Here is a 21,403-nt window from a genome sequence, read left to right on the forward strand (position 1 = left end):
AACGCTTTAGATGATTCCATCTGAAGCTAAAGGGCTCTAGCCCTGCGGCGCCCATCACCCCCCCGTTTTCTTTCAGTTGATGTCGTCCTAGCCTGACGGCGTCGGCGTACGGAGTCGGGCGTGCTGAACACGGCGGAACAACAGGCCTGGGCGTTCCTGAGCCAGGCCCCTCATCTGCGCTCGGCGGAAGAGGTGGAGCTGGAATTCGCCAAGGCGATCGCCGCCTTCGGCTACGACAAGTTCTGCGCCACGCTGGTCAACGCCGAGCACTACGGCAAGGAACCGCCCACGCTCAGCCGCCAGGACTTCGATGTCTGGGACCAGCGATATTGGGGCCAGCGCTACGTGGTCCATGATCCCTGCGTAAAGCTGCTGTTGCGCTCGCCCCGCTCCTTCGCCTGGACGGACGCCAAGCCCCTCGGCGACGGGCGCGCGCAGTCGATGTGGGGCGAAGCCTCCGACCTTGGCATGAACGACGGCTACGTCGTCCGAGTGTTCGGGCCCGCCGGCCAGGAAGTGCTGATCCGCATGTCCACCGAGGCGCCCGACACCGACCCGACCGCACGCGCGGTGATCGAAAGCCTGGCCACCGTGTTTGGCACCATCATGCTCAAGCACTGGGAACTGCAGGACGACAATCCGGACTACGGCGTCATCTCCGAACGTCAGGCTCAGTGCCTCTACTGGGCCAGCCGGGGAAAGACCGACTGGGAGATCGGCGCCATCCTCGAGCTCTCGCCGCGCACGGTGCATCACCACATCGAGGCGGCCAAGAAGCGTCTGGGCGTGGTCAAACGGCAGGAGGCCGTCCTGAAGGCGGGTGAACTGGGCCTGTTGAGCAAACTCTAGAGCGCGTTAGGTTTAAGTGTGAGCGGTTAAACCTAACGCGCTCTAAGCCTATGAATTATAAACTGTTTATCCGGTTTAGATGTTTCCATCTAAACCAGACAGGCTCTAGGCTAGAACTTCCGCCGCCCCGAGACCGTCTCGAACCACAGGCGGAAATCGCCCATCAGGCTGTAGACCGGATACTTGAAGGTCGCCGGACGGTTCTTTTCGAAAACGAAGTGGCCAATCCAGGCGAAGCCGTAGCCGATCAGGGGCGCGGCGACGAAGAAGCGCCAGTCTTGAAGCGCGCCCAAGGCCAGGCAGACGATCACAAGGCTGGTCCCCACCACGTGCAGCCGCCGACTGACCGGGTTGGCGTGCTCGGTCATGTAGAACGGGTAGAAGGCCGCGAAACTCTTGTAGCGTTCGGTGTCCGGGCTGGGCGAGGCGCTGTCCATGGCGGCAAGGCTGCCTCCGGGAACAGAGGATGGCAAGAGCCTCGCACGCCTGCGGGCGTAGGCCGTTTGGCCTATCGGCGGCGGGCCGACCGCTGCGTCTTAATGCCAGCCTTTGGAGTTCCCAGGGGGCAGGCCATGATCCACATCATCACGTCCGAAAACCGCCATCTCTACGGCCCGCAGCTGTGGGCGATGCACGAGGAGCGCCGTCGTCAGTGCGTCGACAAGAACGGCTGGGTGGATCTGGTGGTGCTCGATGGCGGAGAGATCGACGACTATGACGACCACCGCGCCATCTATCTGCTCGGCTTCGATGACGACATGCAGTTGGAGGTCGGCCTGCGCCTGCGGCCGACCGACGACCGTTGCATGCTGGCTGACAAGTTCGCCGATCTGATCGCGCCCGGCGAAACGCACAAGAAGGGCCTCGAGGTTTGGGAGGCTACCCGCCTTTTCACAACCCAGGCCTACCGACAGCGCAAGGGGCCAGGGCGTGGACAGCGCGTGTTCGAATGCTGGGCCGCCGCGTTCGAGCTGGCCCTAAAGAACGGCGTGACCCGGTTCGTGGGCATGATCGACATGCAGCTCTATCCTGGGATCCTCAACTCTCCGATCGAGACCCGACTGGTCGGGATCCCGCGCCCCTACGCGTTCGGCGTGGTGGCGGGGTCTGAGATCGCGATCTCGACGGATCTGCTGGAAGGGGTGCTGGAAGCGATCGGCCGGGAATCGCCCGTGGGCTACGAAATCGACGCGCTGGACCTGATGGCTTTCGGAAACCTGGCCGCGGTTCAGCGGCAGGTGAAACGCGCCATGACGCCCCAACTTGTCGCCGGCCCGGAGCGGGACGAAACCCTCGCGGCGGAAACGCTGTTTCGCCTGCACGACACCACCAGCCAAGCGCGACGGATATGGGACGATCGCGCGTCCCGCAAAACTGACGTGCTGCGCCTGGACGCCTGAGGCCCGTTCCGCGCGGCTCGACCGCCCTCCATCAGCCCGAAACGCTCCAGCGGGTTCGGTTCGCGATCACTCGCGCCAGGCGAGCGCCGATCAAGCTCCGGTTGGCGGCGAATCGCCGAGCCGGCCGATAGCTTCGTGGAACTCGGGGGAGGAGAAGCGTCGTCATCGCGACGTAACGCCGCGCCAAGGCTGGCTCGCTTCCACCAGCGTAACGGTCGTGTCATTTTCCCAGGACAACCGTTGGAGGCGAAAAAACATGAGCGAAGAAACTGAAGGCCGACGCCCCAACCCCGTCGACTTGCATGTTGGCGGTCGCGTCCGCATGCGCCGCAAATTGCTGGGCGTGAGCCAGGAGCAATTGGCCGACTCCCTGGGGCTGACCTTCCAACAGGTGCAGAAGTACGAGCGTGGCGCCAATCGCGTCAGCGCCAGCAAGCTCTACGAGATCGCCAAGACCTTGCAGGTGCCCGTATCGTTCTTCTTCGACGGACTGGCCGATCCGATGAGCGGCGTGGAGATGGACGACGCCAGCCTCCGGGCGGAGAAAGTCGTGCAGGAATTCCTCACCACACCGGAAGGGCTGGAGCTCGCAGAGGTGTTCCCGCGCATCGCGCGTGGCCGCGTCCGTCGCCAGGTTCTCGACTTGGTCCGCGCCATGGCCGACGAGGCCTCGCGCGACGGGGCCTAGAGCCTTGCGCGTCGATCCGACGATTTGACAGAGGGACCTCGGCCGGCGGGCCGGGGTCCCTTTTGTTGTCAACTGACAGCCCCTCAGCCGGTCGCAACATCCGATCGCGACGCCTTCCAGATGCGCTTTGCGGTTCCTGCGGCCGCCGGAGCCAGCCCGCGTAGGTCATAGGTTCGGACGATGCGCATTCCGATCTCGCGCTCGCGCTGCCAGGCGACGGTCACGTCATGCGCCAGCCCGGCGTCGAGGTCCACCAGCTGGATGCGCCCCGTCGGCGCGGCCCCCGTCAGCATCTGTACGCGCGCGCCCTGGCTGGAAAGGTCACGGACCACGCAGTCCCAAGCGAAGTCGCCGCAGAGAATTTTGCCGGACCTTTGGGTCTGGATGCGGACGGCCGCTCTTCGATCATGGTCCGCGCCAGACGCGTGCTTCGTCATGGGCCGATAAACGCACAACGCAGTTAATCGGCCGTGCAGAAGTAAGATTTTTGTAGTGAAGGTTAACGGCGCGGCGCACCCAAAATGAGGTCGCGCGTCGCGCCGCTTGGTGTCAGCCTTGTCGCTCGCGGAAACAGCGCCTCCTCGACGGCCGCCCCGCGCCTCAGACCCGTTCGACGATCCTGAGCGGCTCCAAGGCCATCTCAAGGTCGGCCAGGATGTCGGCGAGGTCCTCCAAGCCGACGGACAGACGCACCATGCCCTCACCGATGCCGGCGGCGGCGCGCTCCTCGGGGGTGTAGGGCGAATGCGTCATGCTGGCCGGGTGTTGGATCAGGGTCTCGGCGTCACCCAGCGACACAGCGCGACGGATCAGCGCCAGTCGGTTCATCATCGCCACGCCCGCCGTGTGCCCGCCCTTCAGCTCGAACGCCATCATGCCGCCGCCCGAGGCCATCTGGCACGCCGCCAGATCACGCTGCGGGAAGCTCTGCAGGCCCGGATAGAACACCTGCTCCACGGCCGGATGATCCTCCAACCACCGCGCGACCGTCTGGGCGCTCTGGCTATGGCGGGCCATCCGTAGCGATAGGGTCTTGAGGCCCCGCAGGACCAGGAAGGCGGTGAAGGGCGACATGACCGCGCCGGTCATGTCCTTCACGCCGCAGAGGCGAACGCGGGCCATATCCTCGACGCCACCGGCGGCGATCCCGCCGACCAGGTCGCCATGCCCGCCCAGATACTTGGTCGCCGAGTGCACCACGATGTCGGCCCCCAAGGCCAGCGGACGCGTCAGGCAAGGGGTGGCGTAGGTGTTGTCGACCACCACCTTGGCGCCGGCGCCATGGGCGATCCGCGTGATCGCCGCGATGTCGACAAGACGCATGTTCGGATTGGCCGGGGTCTCGAAGTAGACGATCCGGGTCTGCTCCGAGATGACGGCCGCCAGCGCTTCGGGCCGGGTCATGTCGACCTGCTTCACCGTCACGCCGAAGCGGGTCAGGCCATCGCGCAGGAAGGCGAAGGTGCAGCCATACAGGGTCTGGTCGGTGATCACCTCGTCGCCGGCCCGCAGGAAACTCCACAAGGTGGCGGTGATCGCGCCCATCCCGGAGGCCGTGGCGACCGCCGCCTCAGCGCCTTCCAGGCTGGCGAGGCGGCGCTCCAGAAGGTCGGTCGTGGGGTTGGAGATGCGCGAGTAGAAGTGTCCCTCGCGGGTCCCGGCGAACATCTCGCCGCCGGCTTCAGCGCTCTCGAAGGCGAAGGTCGAGGTCAGGTGCAGCGGCGGGGTCAGCGCGCCGTGCTCGTCGGCGGGGTCATAGCCCGCGTGGATCGCCCGCGTGGAAAAGCCGGTCTGGTCGTCGCGCATCTGCTGCTCCCTTTGACGCCACTTTGGCGCGGAGCAAGGCGCTTGAGATTGCGAAGTCTGCTATGATGACTACCAATTTTGGCAGATTCTGCTTCGGAGCCGTGAATGGACGCCAAGGACCGCCAGATCATCCGCGAACTGCAGAAGGATGGGCGCCTCACCAATCAGGAGCTGGCCGAGCGGGTGAACCTGTCGCCCTCGCCCTGCCTGCGGCGCGTGCGCAATCTCGAGGCCGACGGCGTGATCACCGGCTACACGGCGCTGGTGGACCAGAAGGCCTACGGCCTGCCGATCACCGTCTTTGTCCGGGTGCGTCTGGATCGTCATGGTCAGGATCTGATCAAGGGCTTCGAGGACGCCGTGGCGCGCATCGACCAGATCCTCGACTGCTTCCTGCTGGCCGGCGGCGACGACTATCTGCTGCGCGTGATCGTCGACAGCCTCGAGGCCTATGAAGACTTCATGCGCCGTAAGCTGCACGCCATACCCGGCATCGCGTCGATCGACACCAGCTTCGCCTACGGGGTGGTCAAGCAGACCCGAGTCTTTCCCGTGGCCGGCTGAAGCGCTCGCCTCACGCGAACGTCAATCCCAGCCTTACCTTCAGGCGATACGATGGCGGCGCGATGATCGAAAAAGCGCCGCCCCAGTCCAGCGCCCCCATGGCCGCGTCCCCCAGCGTCACGACGGCGCTGAAGCACGCGCCGCTCGGCATCGCCATCTTTGACAACCAGATGCGCTACCTGGCGGCGTCGAGCCGCTACCTGACCGACCAGAACATGCCGCCCGATCTGCCGTTGATCGGCCAGCGCCATTACGACGTCTTTCCCGAGGTGCCGCAAAAGTGGCGTGATCTGCACGCGCAGGTCCTGGCCGAGGGTGTCGAGCTGCGCCACGACGGCGACCCCTATGTCGATCGCCGCGGGCGCACGGAATGGATCCGCTGGTCGATGGCGCCCTGGCGCACCGATGGGGGAGAGATCGGCGGCCTCGTGCTCTACACCGAGGTGGTGACCGCCGGCGTCCTGGCCCGCCGGGCGCTGGAAGCGGCCGAGGCGCGCTACCGCGCCGTCTTCGACCAGACCGCCATGGGCGTGGCGCGGCTCGCCCAGGACGGAACCCTTCTCGAAGCGAACGACAGCTTCTGCGCCATCCTGCGCCGGCCCCGCGAGCAGCTCCTGGGAAGCCACATAGCCGCTCTGGTGCACCCGGATGATCTTGGCCAGGCGATCGCCGACGGCGACGCCCTGTGGGCCGGCGAAATCGAAACCTACGCCGCCGATCGCCGCTTCGTGGGGGACAAGCCCGGCGAGATCCTCTGGATGAACCTGACGGTCTCCAAGGTGAGCCCGGTCGACGAGCCGCCCTATATGGTCGTGATCCTGTCGGACATCAGCCACCGCAAGCAGGCCGAAAGCGCACAGCAGCACCATCAGGCTCAGCTGCGCCTGCTGATCAACGAGCTGAACCACCGGGTGAAGAACACCTTGGCTACGGTGCAGTCGATGGCCGCTCAGACCCTGCGGAACGAGCCGAGCCCCGCGGCGGCTTTCGAGAAGTTCGAGGCCCGGCTGATGGGCCTTTCGGGCGTGCACGACATCCTCACCCGCGAAAGCTGGCACGGCGCGCCCCTTCGCGAGGTCGCCGAACGCGCGCTGCGTCCGTTCGACGAGGCCGGCGCGCGGGTCGACATCTCCGGTCCGGCGGTGCGTCTCCAGCCAGGCGGCGCCCTGACCATGGCCCTGATCTTTCACGAACTGGCCACCAACGCCCTGAAGTACGGCGCCCTATCGACGGCCGGCGGGCGTGTGAGCCTGAGCTGGACGTACGACCCGGAGGCGCGCGCGCTGGAGTGCCGTTGGATCGAGACCGGCGGTCCGGCGGTGACACCCCCCACGCGCAAGGGTTTCGGCTCGCGCCTGATCGAGCGCAGCCTGCGCGGCGAACTGAACGGATCGACCAGCGTGACGTATGATCCGGACGGCCTGCGCTGCACGCTGCAAGCGCACCTTCCAGAGACGGCCTGACGCTCCTGTCCACGCCCTGCGTACGGGTGTGGCCGGGCCGATGAAGTCAAACGCCCCGCATCGACCAAGCCACGCGCCAATTGAGTACGGCGGCCAACGTGCTGGGGGGTTTCAGAAGGCGCTGACGAGACGGAGCGAGGTGGCTCTTGGGCGTCATCCCAATGAGACCAAACCGCCGCGCCCCTGTCGCATGAATCGCGCATAGGGCGCTGCGGAGACCTTTCCGACCATGCGCCTCCTGACGACGACCCTCGCCTTGTTTCTCGTCGCCGCCGCGCCGGCGGGGGCCAACACCTTCCGTCAGCGCCTTTACGACCCCGCCGCCGGGGTCATGGTCGTCGCCCATCGCGGCTGCCATGCTGCGGCCCCGGCCCATGGCTTCCCGTCGACCGCGCCTGAGAACTCTCTGGAGGCCCTGCGGCGCTGCATCGATATCGGCGTCGACATCGTCGAGGCCGATGTCCGCCGCACCCAGGATGGCGCGCTGGTGATCATGCACGACCCCAGCGTGAACCGCACCACCGATGGCGACGGCCTCGTCTCGACCTTGACGCTCGCCCAGTTCCAGGCGCTCCAACTCGAAGGCGGCGACGAAGCGCCCCCCACGCTGGAAGCCTTCCTCCGCGCCGCACGTGGTCGCGTGATGGTGACCCTGCATCTGAAGGGACCGTTCGCCGCCCAGGCTGCGGAGGTCGCGCGCGCAACGGACGCCAGCGACTGGGTGCTGTTCAAGGCCAGGGCCAAGGAGGCCATGTCGCCGATCGCCGACCAGCCTCTCTATCGAGACGTCGCCTTCATGCCGATGGTGGGCGAAGGCGCCGCGCGGAACGCGGACCAGTTGGGCGCAGTCATCACCCAACAGGCCTCGGGCGCACGCGCTATCCCGGCGGTCGAGACGCGTGGCCTGCGATCGCGAGGTTTTGCGGCGGTTCGCGACGCAGCGGGAGCCGCGCGTGTTCGGGTGTGGATCAACACCTTGCGCATGAGCAGCTGGAAGAGCTTTCTTGGCCTCTCGGGCGACCGGCGCGCCTTGCGAGACCCAGACACCTCCTGGGGGCGCCTTATCGACAAGGGCGTCACCATCATCCACACCGACCACCCGGCGCAGCTTCTGGGGTATCTGAAAAGCCGTCGCCTGAGTGAGGGTGTGACCATAGCTAGCGCCGGTGAGGCTTCGACATCCTCGACCACGCACGCGGCCTTCGTCGCGCCGCGCTAGAGCCTCTTTTTCGATCCGACGGACGTCATCCGATCGGATAGAAAGAGCTCCATTTCAAAAGCTTAGAGCCGACGGACGGCCAGGAAACCCTCGGCGCGATCCAGAAAAACGCCCGTTGCGGATCCTCGTGGGGACCACGCTGCGCATTCCGATTTTCGAGGGGAAAGTCAGTCCGTCCTGGTGGCGGGGGGCGGGAGCAAGATGGCTCATACATCGCCGGGCGCCCCGTTTAAGATCGCCGTCTAGGCTTGGTTGCCCGGCCGACCGAAACAAGAAAGCCCGCCACCAGGGCTTGGTGGCGGGCTTCATCGTGCGCTCGACCTTGCGGGAGCGGCAGATCAGGGCTTGAGCGCCGATCCCTGAGGCTCAGCGGAAACGCCCTGGATGTGGGCGCCGTACAGAGCCGCCTGACGGGAGTACCACTCGCGCCAGGCTAGCGCCTCGACCTCGAGGACGTGGCAGGCTCCGTAGTTGTCGACGACGGTGTCGGCGACGGTAGAGAGCGCAACTCCGGAAGGGGCTTCGACAGGTCCACCGGGGGATCGGGGAAGGGTGGAGCCAAGAGCTGCGGCGTCGTGCATGCGGACAAAGCCAACAGGCACGCTGAAAGTGCGATCAACCTCGAAAGGCACATAGACGGGGACCTCCTCTTTTAGGGTCTTGGTGCGCCACCGGATCTCGACAGTCTTGACCGCTACGTCACGGCGGATGTCTTGCGTGATGACGCCAGCCTTGGCCCGCACCTCACCAGAGATTTTGCTCGCCTTGGCCATCCGATCAGCTTGCGCCGACCGCTCGGCCGAGACACCGGCTTGGCGCCCGAACTGATACACGCCGCCGATCGTCAGCACGGCCACGAGGGCGAAAAGGAGGGCTCGCCCGATCTTGGATCGCGTAAGCGCCTTGCCGATCCGCACCGCAACCTCAACCAGCCCCATCATGCGGCGGCCTGCGCGAACGCAGCCTTCAGCTTTTGATCGTAGCCGTGTTGCGCGAAGCCTGGACCGTTGTAGCGGCGCGCGAAGCCCGCCCAATCCGAGGCCTTGAGCGCAGCGTGCATGTCATGGTTGGCGACAATGAAGAGCGCGAAGCAACGCAGTTGAGCACGCTCGCCCTGGATCATGTCACGGACGAACGACTGCACACTGGCATGCCCGCACGCCCGGTGATTGAAGCCCATAATCTGAAACAGACCGTAGGATGCAGACCGCAGGGCCGCAGTCTCATCAAGGGCCATCGCCGCCACGAGCTGGTCATAACGCTGACCCTGCGTGGCGGGGTAGGGCTTGCCGCCCCAGGTCGCATAAGAGATGTCCGGATGGGTGGCGCTAAAGCGCCCCTTTGTTTCCCGCGCGAAGATGTGCGGCTCGAACAAAATGATAGGGCGTCGCGTCTCAGGATGGACGCCACGCCCCCGACTTTCGACCGCCATAACCGCGCGCACGTGTCGCGTCGTGACGCACAGCACCTTGGCGGCCGCGCGCACGTCGTCGTCGGAGACCGGTAGGGCCGGCCCCGCAAAGTCTGCCAGTTTCATGATGCTTCTCGCTATGAGACGAACGGCGTTCGCCTTGCTTAAGATCGCGTCAGGGATCGACGCGGCCTCGGTGGCCAATGCGGCCGTCGACCCGCCCGTCCAGGCCGTCGACGTGCTGGAGGATCTTCGGCGCGTAGGTCGTACCGAAGTAGAGCGCCAGGCCCGCAAGCATGATCACATCCCCCCAGCCGGGGGCCTGCCCCTGGAACCGAGGGATCGCCGCGAGCACGAAGCCCGCGGCGAACATCGCGATCCCGATGCGCTGGAGCAGGGTCAGAAGCCCCCCCCAGCCCATCAGCAACAGACAGAGCACCACGACCAGAAGGCCGCCGGCGACCACGGAGAGGTACTGTGGCATCTGTGACAGCATGGCTTAGCCCTCCGCCTGGTCAGAGCCGCCGATGCGCAGACCGCCCGCCTCGAACTTGATCAGCTTGAATGGGTCGCCGGCATACTTGGTGACGGCCTGGGTCAGACCGCCGAACAGCGCCATGCCCAGGAACCCACAGGCGAAGCCGATGAACGGGGCCGCCGCCGTTCCAACGCCGGGCCACTTGGCGTTCAGCAGGAAGATGAGCAGCGGCGACAGCCACGCCACGGCGGCCGCGCCGGAGGCCAGCGAGAGCGCCTTGGCCCGCATGGTAAGTCGCTCGCCGTACCCCATCGACATCACCGCCCCGGCCGCGCCTGGCGCGTAGGGCGCAAGCTTGGCCAAGGCCCCAAGCAGGTTTGGGTCACCCGTATTGTCGGCCATCGGCCGCCCCTCCTTAGTCTGAGATGCTTTGACTTGTTGGCCCAGTCGGGCCGTGAGACCGTCGCCGTATGAAGCTGCGACAGTTCTTCTCTGAAGGCCGGCACGTGGAGCCGACGCTCTGGGTGATCATGCTGGCCTGCGCGGCCGTTTGGCTGATCGAGACGATCGGCCCGCGCCACGTCATCGTCTTCAAGGACGGCATCCCGCCCAAGGTCTGGATCGAGCGCGCGAAATAGGGTGACCCCGGCGCGGGCCGCCGCCCGGGGTCATGTCGGTCTGTTTGTACTCCGCATCCGCCGGAATTGGACCGCACTGACAGTATGCCGCGCCAGATCAGCGGCGCCCACCCCGCCCGATCTAGGAGCGCCGGGCGACCTAGACTTCCGGCTCGGGAACCCACTTCAGGCCACGACCCAGGAGGACGCCATTGGCGTGGTCGATCGGCTCGACGTCGCCCGACGCCGAGTAGATCTGCAGGTTGGCGCCGGTGATCGCGGCCATGGCGTCGGCGGCCGAAATGACCCCGTTCTCGCCCCAGACCACACCCTCAGGCAGCGGCGGGAGGTCTCCGCCGGCGAAGCCCTGCCAGACCGCGACGGTGGCCTGGTCGGTGCTGGCGTCGCTCGACAGATAGTGCGTGGCCGGGCTCTCGGTCGTCGGCGCGGGGGCGGTCGTCAGCTTGCGGCTGAACGTGCCGGGGCCACGCCCCATCGCCTCCCACACCCGGTTGATGTTGGTCTGGGCGGCGGCGGTGCAGATCATGATGACAGGCAGATGAGACATAGGTCGTCAGGCTCCAGAGAGGATGCGGTTGCGGATGGCTTGGAACTGGGCGAGGTCGAGCGACTTCTGGGCGACGATCAGGCGCTTGATGTGGCCGCCGAAGAAGTTGCTCATGGCGTCCGCCGTGGAGAGGCCGCCGACCGGAAGGGTGAATGCGGAAGCGGCTAACCCGACCTGCGCGCCGGTGTAGACCTCGGCGTCATTGACGAAGAGACGGACGGTCGAACCATTGCAAGACAGCCCTGCAATGACACGCTGCCCGCTTAGATCGGTAGTGCCTACAATGGTCTCTGTTCCCTGATTACCGACCCCACCACCTAGCCGGCCATTTGTCCTGACGCCCAGCATCAGGTGTCCCGAGCCGCCGCTGGTCCGTCGACCGCATATGACCTGGGTCGAAGCTGGAAAGCTGGTTGGGAGCGTGACATCTGCGACGATGCAATTCGTCTCGACCGCGCTCGAGTAGGTCGTCAAAAGCCGATCGTCGAGAGCGTCGAACTTAGCCCCGTCCGCCTGGAAGCGAGGGCGGTAGGATGTCGCTGCTTGAGAGCCCGCGATTGTGGAGACATCCTTGAAAGATGCGCTGTAGCACTCACCCTGGCCGTCCGTGGTCGTGCGTTCGAAGCTGATACGCACGTTGCCTGTGAACGTGGCCGTCCAGTACGTCGCCTGCTCGGCGGCAGAGGCGTTGAAATTCAGGACGGCCGAGAGAGCGGTGTTCGAGGTGTCGCGTATCAGCGCGACCATATTGCCCGAACCTACGGTACGCAGCGCACTCGCAGCTAGGCGGTAGGTTCGGCCGGCGACCACAGGCACAGCCTGTCGTAGCACCACGTTGGATCCCGAGCGCGTGAGCCGCACGACGCCGTTGCTGACCCATTCAGCCGCGCCGCCGCCAGACGAAGCCCAGTTTACGAAGTTCTCCTGGACGAGGCTGGGGTTGATCAGCAAACCCGGCCGGCCGGCGACCTGCTGCTGCAGGGTGCGGCCCGCCCACTGGGCGCTGTCCAGGGCGAGGCCGATCGGATCGTCCAGTAGCGAGGCCGCCGTGACGCCTCCGCTATCCTGGAACAGCCGATCGAGCTTTGCGAAGTTGTAGTCGAACCCGCCCGCACCGCCTGCGAAGAGCGCGGCGATCGGATCCGGCGCGCTTGGCCTGCCGGACCCGACGCCCAGGCGGCGAAGGCCGAGCCGGGACATCAGATCGTCACCAGAGAGAGAGTCTCGCCAGGCTCAAGCGCAGCGAACTCCTCGACATCGTCAGCCTTGAGCCGATAACCTTTGAGGTCCGTCGAAGCGTTAGGCGCCGCGCCTTGGGTCACGCGGATAGCGCCATCCACGGTTTTGACGATCCACATGTAGCGCACCAAGCCGTTGGGCTTGAAGTCGTCAGGAGCCACGAAGCCGCCCAGGCCGCCAGGAGTGGATCCGACAGAGACTTGACCATCCCAGACTACCGCTCGCTTGATCGGGAGAGCATGTCGGCGCGCATCCTCAACTCCAACCTCCACTAGCATCACATACGCCTTCGACATGTACTCTCCTCCTCTAGCTACACATCTGGACGCGCGGTCGTACGCGGCCAACAGAGCTGGTCGCGGTCGATTGCGCTGAGTTTCGAAAAGGCCGTCAGGCCATGCTGTCGGCCAGGATCACCAGGTCGCGGAACTGCTGGTCAGACATGCCCAGCGCCGCCTTCGTGCTCTCGGTTGTGACGCCGGCGGTGACGAAGTTCTGCGCACGCGCATACTCGGCCAGGGCCAGAACGCTCTTCGGATGCGGCAGCGATGCGAACGCCGCTCGTATCGCTGCGTCGAGATTGTCAAAGCCCGGCCAGGGCGTGATCAGCGCCGCCTTGAGGATCTTGTGCATGGGCACTTCGGCCGGCAGAGGCGTGACGGTGACCGGCGGCGCCTCGAGGTCGATCGACCACGCCCCATCGGCGCCCAGGCGCGCGAACGCGCCCGGCTCCACCGCCGGCGGCTCGGTCTCTACAAAGGTCCAGCCCGGCAGGCACGGCGCGGCCAGGTCGACGACTTCGATCGCGTCGGCGAGCAGATAGCCATGCGCATCCAGTTTGACGGTCCACATCACGCGATCCTCGAATAGGCTTTGGCTTTGGCGGCGCCGGTTCCGATCGCAGCCACGCTGGGCACGTAGAACTGCGCCGGCGATGCGGGGGCGTAGGGCGCATATCGCACGCTGTAGTAGTCGTAGCGCTGGGGCGCGACGAACGCGCCCAGCCCATAGACAAGGCGGTTCATGACGTTTGCGTCTGTGTTCGACAGCTCGGTCCAGGGTCCGGTGATGCTGCTCGCGATATGCAGCGAATAGCTCTTAAGCGCGCAGTAGAGGCCGCCGGCATGGATCATGGCCTGAGAGTCACCGGTCGTGCCGCCCACATCCACCGACGACCAGGTCAAGGCGTCCGTCGAGTACCTGAAGCGCCCGAGCGTCACACTGTCGCCGATGACGAAATAGCCGTTAGCCTCCCAGACCAGGCCTTGTGGCGCGACCGACGGACTGGTTGTGGACGCCCAGGTCAGGCCATCGGCCGAGCGCATCCCGCTGCCCGAGCCAGAATAGAACGCCATGAAGTAGCCGTTCGCAAAGGCCACCCCGTGAGGCAGGGTGTTGGAGCCCCAAGCCGTGACCTTCGTCCAGGAAACGCCGTCCGTCGTGCGCCACATGCCGTCTGACGTCGCCGCCAGCAGAACGCCGTTTCCGTAGGCGAAGGCGTAGACGCTGGCGTTCAACGCCGTGCCCTGGGTCCACTCGCCGGTCAGGCCCGTGGCCGAGTGACGGAAGTAGTTGAAGTCGGCGCTGATATACTTGCCAAAGGCATAGGCCACAGGCCCGACCGCACCTGTCGCGCCGATATTGATCGTTCGGGTCGTATAGGGCGACAGGCTTGTAATCTCGAGCAGCACGTTCCCATAAAGCGAAGCCCCGCTCAGAAACAGACGGCCGTTCGCGGCGCTTAGAGATGCGTTGCCCGCGTAGCTTCCGCCCAGCGATGACGAGCCGGTCGCCGTCGTCGCGGTCGGCGCGGCGCCGAACACCGGCGGGAAAATCGCCGCCGCCGCTGAATAGCTGGACGCCAGATAGGTCGCGCCATCGGCCGGAACGATCCCGGCCGGGAAGGTCGATCGGTTACTGAAGAAGGTGTCACCGATCTCGACGCCAACCCCGCCACCATCGCCGAACTCGAAGCCATCGGCGGTCTTCTTGATCGTCTGGCCGACCGCGCCACCGGTCAGCGCCGCCAGGTCTGCCAGCACCTCGGAGGCGGCCTGCTTGCCCGCCAACGCGGTCGCCAGTCCCGACACGTCTGAAATGCCCATCGCCAAAGCGGTTTTCAGCGCCGCTTGGGTGATAGCCCCGGTCAGACCGGCGACCGACAGGACCAGGTCGGTCGGCGTCCGCATCCACTTCCAGTCGGCCAGGGTCGACGGACTGTCCGTGGACAAGACATAGGTCCTGTTCTCGTCGGTCCGGATCGCGATGTCGCCGCGCTGCGCGGTCAAGGCCAGCATGGCGGCCTGAGATCCGACCTCGAACGTGTCGTTGATCACCACAGCCGGCAGGTTCGCGGTGTCGATCACGCCGGTCAGGCGCGAGGCTGCAATCGGGCTGGTCGTGTAGTTCAGAGCCGTGATCGCGGCGTCCACAGCGGCCTTGGTCGACAAGGCCGTCATCGCCAGGAGGTTGTCGGTCCCCGCGATGCCCTGCGCCTCGGTGGCCCGCCCCAAGGTGAAGACCGGGTTGCCCGATACACCGTTGCCGTTGGTGATCGCGATGCCTGCATCGGCGCTGGTCAGCGTCCGGCGGGCGTTGAGAGATGAGCTGCTGCCCTGAACCATGAAACCAGTCGAACTGGTGCCCGCGACGCTGGTGAGGCGGCCCGTGGTCGTGCTGCTCCAGTTGGCCGTCGCCAGGTTCGTCAGTGCGGCGTTCAGAGGCTGGAAGCGCGCGTCGCCGGTCTGCCGGTCCAGGATATCAGTCGCCGTCGCCGAGCCGATCGGGCGGCCTTCTACTGTCCCGCCGTCAGCCGCCGTGAAGATCGCCACCTTGCCGGAAAGGGTCGTGCCGCCCGGCCGGGCGATGAAGTCGCCGCCGACGATGGCTTCGGCCGCATCGCGGGCGGCCTCGGCCGCAGCCCGCGCCGCCGCCGCCGCCGTCGCGCTGGTCGAGGCCTCGCCGGCCTTGGTCGTAGCCGTGCCCGCCGAACCCGAGGCCGCCGTGGCGGCCGCCTGCGCATCATCGCGGGCGTCTTCCGCCAGGCCCTGCGCCGTCTCCGCAGCCGCCTTGGCCGCCGCCGCCGCCGTGGCGCTGGTCGAGGCCTCGCCGGCCTTGGTCGTAGCCGCGCCCGCCGAACCCGAGGCCGCCGTGGCGGCCGCCTGCGCATCATCGCGGGCGTCTTCCGCCAGGCCCTGCGCCGTCTGCGCAGCCGTCCTCGCCGAAGCCGCCGCCGTGGCGCTGGTCGAGGCCTCGCCCGCCTTGGTGGTGGCCGTACCCGCCGAACCCGAGGCCGCCGTGGCGGCCGCCTGCGCGTCATCGCGGGCGTCTTCCGCCAAGCCCTGCGCCGTCTGCGCGGCCGTCCTGGCCGTCGCAGCCGCCGTGGCGCTGGTCGAGGCCTCGCCGGCCTTGGTGCTGGCCGTACTGGCAGAGCCCGCCGCCGCCGTCGCGGCCGCCTCGGCGTCGTCCACCAGCGGCTGCACCGCATCGGTCACCGCTTCGATCTGAGCGTTGGCCAACCAGGTCAGATACTCCGCCTCGGTCTTGCCCGAGTTGCCCGGCTGATCACGCCACACCTGATAGGCCGACGCGCCGCGCACCAGCCCCAGATCTTCCCAGCCACCGGCCGAGAGCACATAGCCGTGGCCCGCAAACTCACCCGACGTCACGATGTAGAACGCGCCCAGCGCTTCGCCGGTCGGCAGGTTGCTGACCAGATCCACAGTGCCCTTGGGCGTGAACAGCAGCAGCGAGTCGATGATCGTCGCATTTTCGGTGATCAGCGCCTCGATGCGCTCGGCCAGGCCGCCGACGTCGTCATAGGCCTCGAGCGCCGTAGCCAGCGCGCTGGCCAGCGCCGATTGCGACCCGCCCGCGTGAAAGGCGGCGATGGCGGCGGCGATCGCCGTCGCGTGCTGGGTGGGCGTCGTGGTCATGGAAGGCTCCACCGGTTAGGAGTTTTCGGAGATCAGGATGCGCACGTCGGCGAAGGCGACATGCCCGGCCGAGTCACGGGCGGTGACGCGCCAATAGCCGTCCAGCGTCTGGCCAAGCGCCGTGATCGAGCCCGTGAACGCGACCGCGTCGCCCGTAGTCGACGACGGCGAGAAGCTCGCCCCGGACAGATAGGCCCAGCTGTAGGTCACCGTACCGTCGCCGCCCGACGTGGTGGCCGTGACGGTGTCCGTTGTCGCCGAGCCCGTGCCGAAGCGGTTACCTGAGACCAGGGGCGTCGACAGGTTGACCTCAAAGCCGCCGCTGCCGCCGCCGGTCGGCACGGCCGAACCGCCGAGATAGGGCGCTGTCTTGGCCAGGTAGAAATAGGCGTTTGACCGGCTGGCGGCCCAGTGACCGATCCCGTTCGGCCCGAACCACAACAGCAGATCCGAGCTTGCCCCGAACGCCTCACCCCAGGCCTGGATGTACGCGGCAGAGCCCAGATCGCTGCGCAGCGTGTCGCTGGCGTCGTCAAGCACCGTGTTGTCGCCGAAATAGATCTTGGCCGCCGACAGGGCGATGTTTGAGCCGCCCAGGCTGTCGCTATAGAGCGCCAGGCGCGCCGGCCGGCCGCCCGACGCCGCCGCCTCGACCACGAACCGCGCCACCGCGACCTTGCTGGCCACATCGGCCAGGGTTGAGGCCTGCGACGAGACCGTCGCCGACAGGCCGGTCACATTGGATTGCAGCGTCGTGATCTGTGAGGCCGCCGCCGACACGTTGGTGGTGAGAACCGAAAGGCTCGAGTCTGCGGAGGCCTTGTTGGCCGCCACCGTGGCGTCGAGCGATGTGTATTGCGTCGAGAGCGCGCTGACGTCGCTGGCCACCGTCAACAGCCCAGCGTCCGCGCTGGCCTTGTTGGCCGCCACGGTCGACTCCAGGGCCGCCAGGCTCGCCGCCGTGGCGCTGGTGGCGTTGGAAACGCTGATCAGCGTGGCCGAGGCGCTGGCCTTGAAGCCGTTATAGTCGGTCGAGACCGTCGCCAGGTTGGCCGCCACGGTGCTGGTGGCGGTCGAAATGCTGATCAGCTCGGCCGAGGTCGTGGCTTTGAAGCCGTTGTAGTCGGTGGCCAGCACGGTGCGCTGATAGGCCTCGGCCGAGATCGCCGTCTGCCGCGCCACGGCCTCGCTGGCGATGGCGGCGGTGTTGTTTCCGACCACGACGTTGGTGTCGATCAGCACCTGACGCTGTTCGGCGATCACCTCGCCCAGCGGCTTGCCCGACAGCACCTGGCGCAGGATCGCCTCAAACGCCTTCAGGTCGCCCAGCGCCTTCATCCGCGCGTCCAGGATATCGAGCTGCGCCTTGCGGGAGGCAGCCTCAATCGCCCCGACCTGTTCGGCGATGATATCGACACCGTTGCCAGCTTGAGACACACCCTCCGCAAGCGCGTCGATCACCTTCTCGATCGCGCGCCCATCGCGACGGACGACGACAGCGCCACCCAGCGTCGGAGGGCGGCTCACGCCCGTGCGATAAGCCGGAATGGGCTCATCGCCTACGCTTTGCAGCGCCTCGGCGTAGGGCACGCAGGTGATCGAGGCCTTGAGGCCCTCCTTTGGCGCAATGCGATCGACAACGACATCGAGCAGCTCGACGGCATGATCGAAGACCGTGACCTGATCTCCCGGCAAGGGCTGGTCGCCAATCGACGGGATCGGCGCAGCGAACCAGACGATGTCGGACTGCCCAGGCAAGGTCTCCAGTGGGAAGACCTCAAGCGCCGCATCGGCCGAGGGGCGCCACGCCAGATCATAGGACCGCCCCGCGACCATGGTGACCAGCTCGTCCAGGCGCAGCCCCTTCAGCGAAGGATCGCTTTCATCGGTGACGCGGGCTCGAACGCGGCCGGTGATCTCGCCGACCAGAGCGACATGGTGAGCAAGCCACGCACGGTCGCCCTCGCGGATCGTCAGGTACTCGACATCTTGCTCGAAGCTGAACTTCTCCGGTCGCAACACACGCTCGGCCAGCATGCGAGCACCCTCGAGGACGACAGCGTCCGCATCGACCTTGTCGCGCACCTCGACCCGCTCATACTTATCGGCCGTGTCGAGGTCATAGAACGTGCCGTCAGGCTTTTGCCCGAACACCGTCACGACATCGTCGGCGAAGTCCTTCTCGGCGTTGGCGAACCGCACGCGAAGCGCATGGACCGGCGCCGGATAGACCAGATCACCCCGGAACCCCGACACATTGCGCGGCGTGAACATCTGGCGAGGCAGCGGCTTTTCCCAATCGACGACGACGGACAGAGCCCCATAGTCCAGCGTCGGCCGCGCCCGCCCGGCGGCTGCCGTTCGCTGGAGCAGTTCACCGACCGACATTTCGCTGGCCTCAGCCAGATCGCACATCCAGCCCTGCTGTTCACAGGTGGCCCGCCAATCCGCGATAGCGGCAAAGGCGCGCTCATCGTCGTCCAGCTCGACATCCGACATCGGCGGATAGCTGGCGGCCAGGAACAGGTCGGCAGGATTGCGGCTGACGATCAGATCGCCAGGCCCCGTCGCCGTCGCCTCGGGCACGATGCTGGTGGCGATGAAGTTGAAGTCGTTAGGGACGCCGTTCAACTGGTCACTGGCCTGCAATTCCAGCTCGATCCACGGCTTGGACGCCAGATCGCGAACCGGCGCCTCGTCGCGGAACGAACGGATGCAGATCCAGGTCAGCTCGTCGCTGATCTTGGGATTGTTGCTTTCCTCGTTGGTGATGCGGCGCACATGCACGTCGTACTGGCCGCGCGCGACCGGCCATTCCCAGCCCAAGCGATAGCTGTCCAGCTTGTCGCGCGTGAAAGTCAGAAGACCGCCCGCGCCCGCAAAAGGACACGGCGCCGCCGACGACGGATCACCGCCGCGAGGTCCATAGCGGAACTCGAACGTCACGCTCCGGTTCTTGGGGTTCCCGCTGCTTTCCTTGGTTTCGAAGAGGCCCGCCATGAAGGCGACATCGATCGACAGGGCGTCGCTTTCCAGCGGCGCGGCCCGGGTGATCCATCCCGAGGCCTGCTTCACGGGAAGCGCGAGGCTATCCTCGGCAGGCGTTCGCTGAAACCAGATCGGCTCCAAACCCTCGTCATGGCGCGTCGACCAGCGGACATTGACGCCCTCGAAGCTGGCAAGATCGGTCTGGCCAATCCGCGCGCCCTCATGATCCACCCACGTCACGCAGGGTTGGAACATCTGACGCAGATAGACCGTGTTGTTGACCGTGACCGTGTACCAGTTCGCGCAACGCGGCGGATAGATCCGCCGACGCCCCATGATGATCGGGATCGCCTCATGCGGTCGCGCGGCGTTCGATCCGGCGTCCAGCGAATAGCGCTGCTCGCGACCCGCGACCTCAGGCTGTTTGATCGGCGCGATGGCGTTGACGGCGATCATGCCGCCGACATTGACAGCCGCTGTCGCACCAGCGGCCGCCAAGCCCGACAAGCCGATCGCGCCAGGAACCCAGACCGACAGCGCGATGACAGCGATCTGCAACAGGGTGCGAACGGCGTTCGACCCTGCCATCGGCGCAACCTCGAGCACGACCGTGTCATCGGCGCGAGGCCGCAAGCCGGACCAATCGCCTGCTGAAACCTTGACGCCGGAGACGGAGATCCGAACCCAAGGCCGCAGGGCCGGGTCCAGCGTGCCAGAGACCTCAAGCGAGACCACCATCTCCGCCAGGCTCAAACCCTCGGGCAACGCGTGCAGGCTGACCTCTTCCTCGCGCGCGAGCGGGCGAGGCGAGACCACCAGCGAGGTCTTGCGATCCATCAGGGCGTCAACCGCCATAAACGTAAGCCCCCTCCAACCGGGACCCCCAGAACGCCTCGCCGGGCTCAGCCTCGTCGAGCGAGGCCGTGCGCGCGCCGCAGCCCTTCTGGGTGTGAATGAACCGTCGGCCGCCCAAGGACGTGCCGACATGCGTGGGAAGCCCAGCCACCAGAAACAGCAGCAGGGCGAAGCGCGGATAGCCGTTCTCGTCGGGCTCAACGCGGCGCCAGAGCGAGGCCTGAGCCCGCACGAAGGCGGCGATGTCTTCGGCGTCTCGACGATCGACGCCGCGGTAAAGATCGTCAGGCTCAGGCACCCGCACGCCAAGCTCGTGCTCCAGGATCAGGTAGTGCTGACCCCGGCAGTCACAGCCCCGGAACGACCGCCCATGCTCCACGAACGGGACCGGCATGTAGCGAGCGATCCAGGCGTCATCGCCCGCGATCGTCGGCGCGCGGCGAACGGCGTTCGCCCCTTTTGGCGGCTTCATCCGGCGCGCAGGTGCCGATAGGTGTCCGGCGAGAAGCTGCCGCCCGCCCGACGGTCTACAAAGCTGGGCATGCGCAGCTCGCCGGTGATCGTCGTCTCGGCGTAGCTCAAACCCGCCAACCGCAGCCGCGTCGTCCGCTGCTCGATCACGTCGGGCGCGATAACGCGCACCAGCTCAAACCGTACGCGCGCCCAATCGGGCAACCCGCGCAAAGCCGCCAGCAACAAAGGCTCGTCGGTGCCGTCCTGGGCTACGACATTGTTGATCGTGAACTTCGCGCCGCTGAACGGATTGTCAGGGCCGTTTTCCGGCCACGACAGAGCGAACGGATAGGCGATGAACTCACGTTCCTGGCTGGTCAGCCGATAGCCTTCCTCGGCGACATTGCAGACGTAGATCGGCGCATCGAACGTCGGATGCTCCAACGTCACCAGCTCGACCAGGATATCCGAGGATCCGTCACCCTTTACGGAGGCGTGAACCGCATTGCTGGTCACGGCCGCCACTCCAGCCGAACGCTGACGCGCCAGTCAGGCTTCCAGGGCTCATAGGAGGGCGGCGCATCCCGAACGAACCGCGCCAGAACCGTCTGCTGCTCGACCGGATGATACCAGTCGAACCACACACCGCCACCAGCCGCCTCGCCGAAATAGAACCCACTGAACCACTGCCGCTCGGCCGACGTCATCTTGTAGACGGCATCAACAGTATGGCTTGCCGCCGTGGTCGTGCGACGCTGCTTCGCCGGTCCTGCGTCAACGTCGGAGCGCTGGACCAGGGTTGGGAAGGTGTCGCGAAACCCATCGGCGAGCACGCGCCCCTTGTCCGCCGGCCATGCCGGAGCGGTCATA

General features: G+C 66.4%; 23 protein-coding genes. 7 read left to right on the top strand and 16 right to left on the bottom strand.

The window, feature by feature from the left end; translation table 11 throughout:
• Nucleotides 1-120 precede the first annotated feature (120 nt).
• On the top strand, nt 121-849 hold the full coding sequence (locus CA606_RS16520; protein WP_096053542.1) for a helix-turn-helix transcriptional regulator: 729 nt from the start codon (nt 121-123) through the stop codon (nt 847-849).
• Between the two features lie 110 nt (nt 850-959).
• Here CA606_RS16520 and CA606_RS16525 read toward each other — a convergent pair whose 3' ends face one another.
• Complete coding sequence (locus tag CA606_RS16525) at nt 960-1,286, bottom strand: Mpo1-like protein (RefSeq protein ID WP_096053541.1); 327 nt, start codon at nt 1,284-1,286, stop codon at nt 960-962.
• Between the two features lie 135 nt (nt 1,287-1,421).
• Here CA606_RS16525 and CA606_RS16530 point away from each other — a divergent pair, with 135 nt between their 5' ends.
• Both CA606_RS16530 and CA606_RS16535 read left to right on the top strand, forming a co-directional pair.
• Entirely contained in the window at nt 1,422-2,249 is an 828-nt protein-coding gene (locus CA606_RS16530; RefSeq protein WP_096053540.1) for an acyl-homoserine-lactone synthase, read from the top strand.
• Between the two features lie 256 nt (nt 2,250-2,505).
• Nucleotides 2,506-2,937, top strand: coding sequence for a helix-turn-helix domain-containing protein (locus tag CA606_RS16535; protein WP_096053539.1), 432 nt, complete (start codon nt 2,506-2,508; stop codon nt 2,935-2,937).
• Nucleotides 2,938-3,020: 83 nt separating this feature from the next.
• Here the strand turns inward: CA606_RS16535 and CA606_RS16540 are convergent, their stop codons facing one another.
• Both CA606_RS16540 and CA606_RS16545 read right to left on the bottom strand, forming a co-directional pair.
• Nucleotides 3,021-3,374 carry a PilZ domain-containing protein gene (locus CA606_RS16540; RefSeq protein WP_096053538.1) on the bottom strand — a complete coding sequence of 118 codons (354 nt, stop codon included), beginning with the start codon at nt 3,372-3,374 and terminating at the stop codon, nt 3,021-3,023.
• Between the two features lie 163 nt (nt 3,375-3,537).
• The gene (locus CA606_RS16545; RefSeq protein ID WP_096053537.1) at nt 3,538-4,743 is read right to left on the bottom strand and encodes a methionine gamma-lyase; all 1,206 of its coding nucleotides are present in this window, start codon (nt 4,741-4,743) and stop codon (nt 3,538-3,540) included.
• 105 nt (nt 4,744-4,848) lie between these two features.
• Between CA606_RS16545 and CA606_RS16550 the strand changes: the two genes are divergently transcribed.
• The 3 genes from CA606_RS16550 (at nt 4,849) to CA606_RS16560 (ending at nt 7,989) form a co-directional block, all read left to right on the top strand.
• Entirely contained in the window at nt 4,849-5,307 is a 459-nt protein-coding gene (locus CA606_RS16550; protein ID WP_096053536.1) for an Lrp/AsnC family transcriptional regulator, read from the top strand.
• 62 nt (nt 5,308-5,369) lie between these two features.
• Nucleotides 5,370-6,770 (top strand): sensor histidine kinase, encoded by a 1,401-nt coding sequence (locus tag CA606_RS16555; RefSeq protein ID WP_096053535.1) that lies wholly within the window; start codon nt 5,370-5,372, stop codon nt 6,768-6,770.
• 229 nt (nt 6,771-6,999) lie between these two features.
• The gene (locus CA606_RS16560) at nt 7,000-7,989 is read left to right on the top strand and encodes a glycerophosphodiester phosphodiesterase family protein (protein ID WP_096053533.1); all 990 of its coding nucleotides are present in this window, start codon (nt 7,000-7,002) and stop codon (nt 7,987-7,989) included.
• Between the two features lie 338 nt (nt 7,990-8,327).
• Here CA606_RS16560 and CA606_RS16565 read toward each other — a convergent pair whose 3' ends face one another.
• Genes CA606_RS16565 through CA606_RS16580 form a run of 4 tightly spaced genes read right to left on the bottom strand, consistent with a single transcriptional unit; the run spans nt 8,328 to nt 10,280 of the window.
• Nucleotides 8,328-8,930 carry a hypothetical protein gene (locus tag CA606_RS16565; protein WP_096053532.1) on the bottom strand — a complete coding sequence of 201 codons (603 nt, stop codon included), beginning with the start codon at nt 8,928-8,930 and terminating at the stop codon, nt 8,328-8,330.
• On the bottom strand, nt 8,927-9,526 hold the full coding sequence (locus tag CA606_RS16570) for an N-acetylmuramidase family protein (RefSeq protein ID WP_181242644.1): 600 nt from the start codon (nt 9,524-9,526) through the stop codon (nt 8,927-8,929). Before CA606_RS16570 ends, CA606_RS16565 begins: the two co-directional genes overlap by 4 nt.
• A gap of 49 nt (nt 9,527-9,575) precedes the next feature.
• Nucleotides 9,576-9,896, bottom strand: coding sequence for a hypothetical protein (locus tag CA606_RS16575; RefSeq protein ID WP_096053530.1), 321 nt, complete (start codon nt 9,894-9,896; stop codon nt 9,576-9,578).
• A 3-nt stretch (nt 9,897-9,899) separates the two neighbouring features.
• Nucleotides 9,900-10,280: a hypothetical protein gene (locus CA606_RS16580; protein WP_096053529.1), complete on the bottom strand. Its 381-nt coding sequence runs from the start codon at nt 10,278-10,280 to the stop codon at nt 9,900-9,902.
• Between the two features lie 68 nt (nt 10,281-10,348).
• On the opposite strand from CA606_RS16580, the gene CA606_RS16585 reads away from it, so the two are divergent.
• On the top strand, nt 10,349-10,516 hold the full coding sequence (locus CA606_RS16585) for a hypothetical protein (RefSeq protein ID WP_181242645.1): 168 nt from the start codon (nt 10,349-10,351) through the stop codon (nt 10,514-10,516).
• A 139-nt stretch (nt 10,517-10,655) separates the two neighbouring features.
• Here the strand turns inward: CA606_RS16585 and CA606_RS16590 are convergent, their stop codons facing one another.
• From CA606_RS16590 to CA606_RS16630, 9 genes are all read right to left on the bottom strand, one after another.
• Nucleotides 10,656-11,063 carry a hypothetical protein gene (locus tag CA606_RS16590; RefSeq protein ID WP_096053528.1) on the bottom strand — a complete coding sequence of 136 codons (408 nt, stop codon included), beginning with the start codon at nt 11,061-11,063 and terminating at the stop codon, nt 10,656-10,658.
• A 6-nt stretch (nt 11,064-11,069) separates the two neighbouring features.
• Complete coding sequence (locus tag CA606_RS16595) at nt 11,070-12,263, bottom strand: hypothetical protein (RefSeq protein ID WP_096053527.1); 1,194 nt, start codon at nt 12,261-12,263, stop codon at nt 11,070-11,072.
• A complete protein-coding gene (locus CA606_RS16600) occupies nt 12,263-12,598 on the bottom strand; it encodes a hypothetical protein (protein ID WP_096053526.1) in 336 nt (111 codons plus the stop codon). The genes CA606_RS16595 and CA606_RS16600 overlap by 1 nt, the downstream gene beginning before the upstream one ends.
• 94 nt (nt 12,599-12,692) lie before the next feature.
• Nucleotides 12,693-13,154: a hypothetical protein gene (locus tag CA606_RS16605; protein ID WP_096053525.1), complete on the bottom strand. Its 462-nt coding sequence runs from the start codon at nt 13,152-13,154 to the stop codon at nt 12,693-12,695.
• Nucleotides 13,154-16,237: a hypothetical protein gene (locus tag CA606_RS16610; protein ID WP_096053524.1), complete on the bottom strand. Its 3,084-nt coding sequence runs from the start codon at nt 16,235-16,237 to the stop codon at nt 13,154-13,156. Before CA606_RS16610 ends, CA606_RS16605 begins: the two co-directional genes overlap by 1 nt.
• A gap of 15 nt (nt 16,238-16,252) precedes the next feature.
• Nucleotides 16,253-20,080 carry a TipJ family phage tail tip protein gene (gene gpJ / locus CA606_RS16615; RefSeq protein WP_096053523.1) on the bottom strand — a complete coding sequence of 1,276 codons (3,828 nt, stop codon included), beginning with the start codon at nt 20,078-20,080 and terminating at the stop codon, nt 16,253-16,255.
• A complete protein-coding gene (locus tag CA606_RS16620; protein WP_096053522.1) occupies nt 20,070-20,552 on the bottom strand; it encodes a C40 family peptidase in 483 nt (160 codons plus the stop codon). Before CA606_RS16620 ends, gpJ begins: the two co-directional genes overlap by 11 nt.
• Nucleotides 20,549-21,049, bottom strand: coding sequence for a hypothetical protein (locus tag CA606_RS16625; RefSeq protein WP_181242646.1), 501 nt, complete (start codon nt 21,047-21,049; stop codon nt 20,549-20,551). Before CA606_RS16625 ends, CA606_RS16620 begins: the two co-directional genes overlap by 4 nt.
• A complete protein-coding gene (locus tag CA606_RS16630) occupies nt 21,046-21,402 on the bottom strand; it encodes a hypothetical protein (RefSeq protein WP_096053520.1) in 357 nt (118 codons plus the stop codon). The genes CA606_RS16625 and CA606_RS16630 overlap by 4 nt, the downstream gene beginning before the upstream one ends.
• Between the last annotated feature and the right edge of the window lies 1 nt (nt 21,403).

The organism is Caulobacter vibrioides (assembly GCF_002310375.3).
Taxonomy (GTDB): Bacteria; Pseudomonadota; Alphaproteobacteria; order Caulobacterales; family Caulobacteraceae; genus Caulobacter; species Caulobacter vibrioides_D.

What these genes read in the sequence shown, in the direction of transcription:
- CA606_RS16525 (WP_096053541.1), bottom strand. Translation starts at nt 1,286, where the DNA reads ATGGACAGCGCCTCGCCCAGCCCGGACACCGAACGCTACAAGAGTTTC.
- CA606_RS16530 (WP_096053540.1), top strand. Translation starts at nt 1,422, where the DNA reads ATGATCCACATCATCACGTCCGAAAACCGCCATCTCTACGGCCCGCAG.
- CA606_RS16535 (WP_096053539.1), top strand. Translation starts at nt 2,506, where the DNA reads ATGAGCGAAGAAACTGAAGGCCGACGCCCCAACCCCGTCGACTTGCAT.
- CA606_RS16540 (WP_096053538.1), bottom strand. Translation starts at nt 3,374, where the DNA reads ATGACGAAGCACGCGTCTGGCGCGGACCATGATCGAAGAGCGGCCGTC.
- CA606_RS16545 (WP_096053537.1), bottom strand. Translation starts at nt 4,743, where the DNA reads ATGCGCGACGACCAGACCGGCTTTTCCACGCGGGCGATCCACGCGGGC.
- CA606_RS16550 (WP_096053536.1), top strand. Translation starts at nt 4,849, where the DNA reads ATGGACGCCAAGGACCGCCAGATCATCCGCGAACTGCAGAAGGATGGG.
- CA606_RS16555 (WP_096053535.1), top strand. Translation starts at nt 5,370, where the DNA reads ATGATCGAAAAAGCGCCGCCCCAGTCCAGCGCCCCCATGGCCGCGTCC.
- CA606_RS16560 (WP_096053533.1), top strand. Translation starts at nt 7,000, where the DNA reads ATGCGCCTCCTGACGACGACCCTCGCCTTGTTTCTCGTCGCCGCCGCG.
- CA606_RS16565 (WP_096053532.1), bottom strand. Translation starts at nt 8,930, where the DNA reads ATGATGGGGCTGGTTGAGGTTGCGGTGCGGATCGGCAAGGCGCTTACG.
- CA606_RS16570 (WP_181242644.1), bottom strand. Translation starts at nt 9,526, where the DNA reads ATGAAACTGGCAGACTTTGCGGGGCCGGCCCTACCGGTCTCCGACGAC.
- CA606_RS16575 (WP_096053530.1), bottom strand. Translation starts at nt 9,896, where the DNA reads ATGCTGTCACAGATGCCACAGTACCTCTCCGTGGTCGCCGGCGGCCTT.
- CA606_RS16580 (WP_096053529.1), bottom strand. Translation starts at nt 10,280, where the DNA reads ATGGCCGACAATACGGGTGACCCAAACCTGCTTGGGGCCTTGGCCAAG.
- CA606_RS16585 (WP_181242645.1), top strand. Translation starts at nt 10,349, where the DNA reads ATGAAGCTGCGACAGTTCTTCTCTGAAGGCCGGCACGTGGAGCCGACG.
- CA606_RS16590 (WP_096053528.1), bottom strand. Translation starts at nt 11,063, where the DNA reads ATGTCTCATCTGCCTGTCATCATGATCTGCACCGCCGCCGCCCAGACC.
- CA606_RS16595 (WP_096053527.1), bottom strand. Translation starts at nt 12,263, where the DNA reads ATGTCCCGGCTCGGCCTTCGCCGCCTGGGCGTCGGGTCCGGCAGGCCA.
- CA606_RS16600 (WP_096053526.1), bottom strand. Translation starts at nt 12,598, where the DNA reads ATGTCGAAGGCGTATGTGATGCTAGTGGAGGTTGGAGTTGAGGATGCG.
- CA606_RS16605 (WP_096053525.1), bottom strand. Translation starts at nt 13,154, where the DNA reads ATGTGGACCGTCAAACTGGATGCGCATGGCTATCTGCTCGCCGACGCG.
- CA606_RS16610 (WP_096053524.1), bottom strand. Translation starts at nt 16,237, where the DNA reads ATGACCACGACGCCCACCCAGCACGCGACGGCGATCGCCGCCGCCATC.
- gpJ (WP_096053523.1), bottom strand. Translation starts at nt 20,080, where the DNA reads ATGGCGGTTGACGCCCTGATGGATCGCAAGACCTCGCTGGTGGTCTCG.
- CA606_RS16620 (WP_096053522.1), bottom strand. Translation starts at nt 20,552, where the DNA reads ATGAAGCCGCCAAAAGGGGCGAACGCCGTTCGCCGCGCGCCGACGATC.
- CA606_RS16630 (WP_096053520.1), bottom strand. Translation starts at nt 21,402, where the DNA reads ATGACCGCTCCGGCATGGCCGGCGGACAAGGGGCGCGTGCTCGCCGAT.